Here is a 4285-nt window from a genome sequence, read left to right as displayed (position 1 = left end):
TAGACCATGCACACAAAAGAAACGATGAAGCGTACTCCCCAACTAAAGGTGTGGTGAGAGAAGCTCTAGACAAAAGAGCTAATGCCATTTTAGGTAAAGTAGAAAATGCACTTAAGCGAACCGGTTTGGGGTATGAAGAAGATTTTGATTTTCCTACGTTTTTAAGAAATGCGGCTGACTATTTTGAGCGAGGTGCTTATGTCGATGAGCAGGGTGATATGCATGTGCATCCTAGTGAAGTACCCAAAGTCCCAAATGTCAGTAAGAGTAACTACAACAAGCTAGTGAAGTTGTACGACAAAGAGCCGTTTGTTCCTACAAGAAAAGGACAACAAAAAAAGCCTATGCCAAAGTACCCTGCAAGTAAGAAACTTACCAAGGGTCTTAAAGCGTTGTTTGAGAAGTATGACATATCTCCATATAATTAAACTCAAAAATTTGGAGCTTTGGGGCAGTTGCCACCTATCACTTCAGCACTAAATCATGGGTATATAATCATAAATGACATTCTTAAAAATAACTGCAATCTAGATGATCATTTATGCCAAACATAATATTTTTATAATTACTCGTTCAACAACTGGAGCTGCTGAACGAGTAAAAACCAAATATTTTGATACAATCATATCAGTCATTTAAAACAGGTACAACTATGGAAAATATACAACGTGATATTCACTATCTGCCTTATGAATCACTCATCAATCTTAGCTACTTACAAGAAGCCATTTACTCTGATATAGATAACAACTACTACTGGAGTGACGACTACTCTGCCGAGTATTATATAGCACAGGCAAAAGCAGGGTTTATCACTGTTACAGAAGTGTATAAGGGACAAGAACTTCTACTCCCTGAAATGCAATTTGAGTGTGCACTGCTAGATTTAGAACAGCTACACTGTAGCAAAAAAGTAGCCAAACGCATAAGCAAAGAAAACCTACAACTAACCACAGATAGTAACATAGAAGAGATAGCCCAATACATAGAAGAGACACATAAAAACTCTTGGCTAACGAAACATTATGCCAGTATACTTAGAAGCACAGTGGGGTTAGATAGAAATTTTAAAGTCATAACAGCTTATGTCGAACATCATGGAGAGGTCATAGCTGGTGAGATAGGTTATATGATAGGTAGAACATATACAAGTCTCAGTGGATTTAGCAAAAAAAATAAAAAGTATAACAACTATGGTACGGCTCAACTAGTGCTACTGGGTAAATACCTCAAAGAAAATGGTTTTATACTATGGAGCTTAGGTCACAATATACCATACAAAAAGGCATTAGGTGCAGAGATATGTGAAAGAGAGTGTTTTTTAGAACGTTGGTTTACAAGTAACAATGAAATAATATAAGGGTACTTCTATTGCCATTAAATATTTTACTCGTTATCATTATCACCTAACCCCTTTATTCTGACCCCTTTCTTTTATCTATGTTCCTTTATTTTCTCAACTAAGGATATGTAATCACTATTACTTTTTGAAAAGAGATGGCATTGGCTACTAATTTAAGTCGACAATATTAAACTCAATGTTTTAAATATGTTGAATAACTTAAGTACTTTTCATAGGCTTTCTTATCATGTTTTTTTATATACTCGATGTAATCCTCATTTTCTTTTATCTTTTTTTGTAGTTCTTTTTCTTGACTTGTTTGGATTGTTTCTATAAATTGTGTAAAATTTGTTAGTTTTATATCTTTCACTTCTTTTTTATTTAAGAGCACTCTATTCTCCTTAGCCATGTGTCATTGATTTGCTACACTATATCGTAGTATGTTACTGTTAATTACATCATAATACAATTTTAACCCTAGGCTTGAAAAATTGAGGTCAGGTGATGAATGGTCACCAATTACACCCCAGGGGTTCAATATCCACTTTTAACTTTAAGTGTCTGACCCCATTTTCTCAACTAAGGATAGGTGATCACTATTGTATTTGATATAATAGACATTAAAATTTGAGTCAGAGAGTCAAAAAAGTGGAATATGAATTTATAGAGTTTAAAGTAGGTCAGAGGTGGAAGAGTAGTATGGGTAAGAGATTTATTATCAAAGAGATTCGTGAAGAGGAAGAGTACCCTCTTGTATGCATTAGTATGGATACAGGCAAAAAACATTTTTTTGATGAGGATGGTTTTGAAGTTGCAGGCTATCCTACGGATAATGATTTAGTGGAAAATATCTCTTAGTGTAAATTGTAAAAGATTGGGTCAGATGATGAGTAGTAAAGAACAAATTGGATTGAGAAGAAAGTATTGGGAAGATAGAAAAAGTGACTTTGTTATACTCTTATCTAATTGGCTTAAGCATGAGAAAAAAACTTTAGCTATATCTGCAGATATACTTTATGATGAATACCTTAGCACGGGCATAGAAACATTTGAGTTATCAGAATATAAATATGGGAAAGACTTACAAAAATGGTTTGACAACAATCTAAGGGACAATATTAGGGACAGGTGATAAATGGCCACTTTTTAGTTTTAAATATTGGAGACTCCCAAACGTATCTAAAAGCGTTGCATGGTAAAATATATATAAGAATAAAGGGAATAGGCTACTTGATTTTGGAATCGAGTTTATTAGCACTTTAAAAAGAAACCTGGCCCCTTTAATTTAACTTTAGGGGCTGACCAATTTACTGATATATTTAAGGAATAGTAATATGAATAGAAAAGATAAGCTGCAAAAGATATATGATAAACGTCTCAAACGTACCCGTGCAAAGACAAAGACTTCCAATAAGGCACCTTATATCTGTAAGGCCGATAGAGCGAAGGCAGAATTAGAAAACTCTACAGTAGAGCCTGACGCTGAAAAAGAGTGTGATATAGGTGTCAAGTAATCACTATTACTTTTTAAATAGATCCCAGAGTTATAATTCATTTATCTAAAACAAGGCTAACCCATGTCAAAACACCCAACACTTCTACAACATTTTCGCTCTTTTGCTTTCCAAAACAATATAAAAGACTTTGACAAGGCACTAGAATATTTTACAGTATTTGGTGGTACGGGGTGGGATTTGGATGTTTCTAAAAGTGTGACAACACTCATTGAAGAGAAAGTACTTTTTAATTATGAGGCACTGCATGAAAATATGACACGGGATACACATAATAATAGCTTGTATCATAAGATATTGACTATTGTTGCTTTGGGTGTGAACCATGAAAAAGATGTGTTAAAAAAAGCCAAAGTAGATAAAGATAAAGGTGAAGAAGCCATAGACTACTTGGTTAGCAAAAGTTTAATCAAGTTTGACTTGTCTGTAGAAAAACCATTAAACGATCAAAGTGGTAAATCAGATAGAATATTGTTCGATTTACCTTTTATTCGTTTTTGGTTTGCCATGATTTCACCGAACCACCAAAGTATTTCAGAAAAAAATTATGATGTATTTACACAAAAGTGGCAAAGAGTAAGAGACAATTTCTCCACTTTACTAAATAATCTTTTGCTCTTGGAGCTTGTTAAAGAAACATTTAACGTTAAGTCTAAAAATGACCCTATTGTAAAAATTGGCAGTTATTATGATAAAAAACAAGAAATAGACATACTTGCCGTAAGACAGTCTGGTGCTATGATAGCTGCTGCATGTAAGTACTCTAAGGATCCGGCAAAGAGTAATATGATGAATACTCTCATAGAAAAGTGTGAAAAAGCAGAACTAGCAATTTCTGATTATGTACTTTTTTCTAAAAATGGGTTTACCACAGAAGTGGAAGCCTTAAAAGAGAAGGAAGTAGTACTTCTCTCTGGGGTAGAACTTTCTTCATTACTAGACAACTTGAGTAGTGATGACTTGTTGGTATATACAAATAAAAAGTATTAAGTAGATAAACTGGGAAATAGGAATCAAGTGAACGTCATCGTAAAAGAGCTTGATAATTTAAACAATACAATTACGTTCACCTGACCCCTTATACCTTAGAATCACATGCAACAAAGAAGAGAGATATTAAAAAGAGAGAATTATGCTAGTATGCTGCCTTTAAAATACAGGATAACACAAATGGGAATTTTTGCTTTACAATCACTTGTCGGAGGTTTTTTAGATGAAGATCTAAAAAATTTCAATAAAGTTTTTGATGACTGGTGTGTGCAGTTTGAGAGTATGGAAGATGCACAGCTTATACTCGATACCCTTGAAAAAAATGAACAGATTAAGATTGTTGAGATCACACCGCTAAGTTATCCGAAATACTTTTTCCCAAAACTACAGGGTATCATCCACGCCACACGAGAATATGAAGGAAAAATCATCTGCATCG

The 4285-nt window shown here is 34.0% G+C and carries 8 protein-coding genes; 7 read left to right on the top strand and 1 reads right to left on the bottom strand.

What is annotated here, in order from left to right; translation table 11 throughout:
* Both ABYK33_RS14165 and ABYK33_RS14160 read left to right on the top strand, forming a co-directional pair.
* The coding region (locus ABYK33_RS14165) for a hypothetical protein (protein WP_373033939.1) at nucleotides 1-428 on the top strand (428 nt) is incomplete at its 5' end.
* Nucleotides 429-652: 224 nt separating this feature from the next.
* Nucleotides 653-1360: a hypothetical protein gene (locus ABYK33_RS14160; protein ID WP_373033938.1), complete on the top strand. Its 708-nt coding sequence runs from the start codon at nucleotides 653-655 to the stop codon at nucleotides 1358-1360.
* A gap of 175 nt (nucleotides 1361-1535) precedes the next feature.
* Here the strand turns inward: ABYK33_RS14160 and ABYK33_RS14155 are convergent, their stop codons facing one another.
* On the bottom strand, nucleotides 1536-1733 hold the full coding sequence (locus ABYK33_RS14155; protein ID WP_373033936.1) for a hypothetical protein: 198 nt from the start codon (nucleotides 1731-1733) through the stop codon (nucleotides 1536-1538).
* A 308-nt stretch (nucleotides 1734-2041) separates the two neighbouring features.
* On the opposite strand from ABYK33_RS14155, the gene ABYK33_RS14150 reads away from it, so the two are divergent.
* From ABYK33_RS14150 to ABYK33_RS14130, 5 genes are all read left to right on the top strand, one after another.
* Nucleotides 2042-2200 carry a hypothetical protein gene (locus ABYK33_RS14150; RefSeq protein WP_373033935.1) on the top strand — a complete coding sequence of 53 codons (159 nt, stop codon included), beginning with the start codon at nucleotides 2042-2044 and terminating at the stop codon, nucleotides 2198-2200.
* A 25-nt stretch (nucleotides 2201-2225) separates the two neighbouring features.
* Nucleotides 2226-2474 (top strand): hypothetical protein, encoded by a 249-nt coding sequence (locus ABYK33_RS14145; RefSeq protein ID WP_373033934.1) that lies wholly within the window; start codon nucleotides 2226-2228, stop codon nucleotides 2472-2474.
* 202 nt (nucleotides 2475-2676) lie between these two features.
* Nucleotides 2677-2856, top strand: coding sequence for a DUF2986 domain-containing protein (locus ABYK33_RS14140; RefSeq protein ID WP_373033932.1), 180 nt, complete (start codon nucleotides 2677-2679; stop codon nucleotides 2854-2856).
* 63 nt (nucleotides 2857-2919) lie between these two features.
* Nucleotides 2920-3846: a DUF234 domain-containing protein gene (locus tag ABYK33_RS14135; RefSeq protein WP_373033931.1), complete on the top strand. Its 927-nt coding sequence runs from the start codon at nucleotides 2920-2922 to the stop codon at nucleotides 3844-3846.
* 180 nt (nucleotides 3847-4026) lie between these two features.
* On the top strand, nucleotides 4027-4285 hold a 259-nt coding region (locus ABYK33_RS14130; RefSeq protein WP_373033930.1), incomplete at its 3' end, for a hypothetical protein.

The organism is Sulfurovum sp., assembly GCF_041562805.1.
Classification (GTDB): Bacteria; Campylobacterota; Campylobacteria; order Campylobacterales; family Sulfurovaceae; genus Sulfurovum.
Note: the sequence above shows the minus strand (reverse complement) of the source record. Positions and strands in the feature narration are given on the sequence as shown.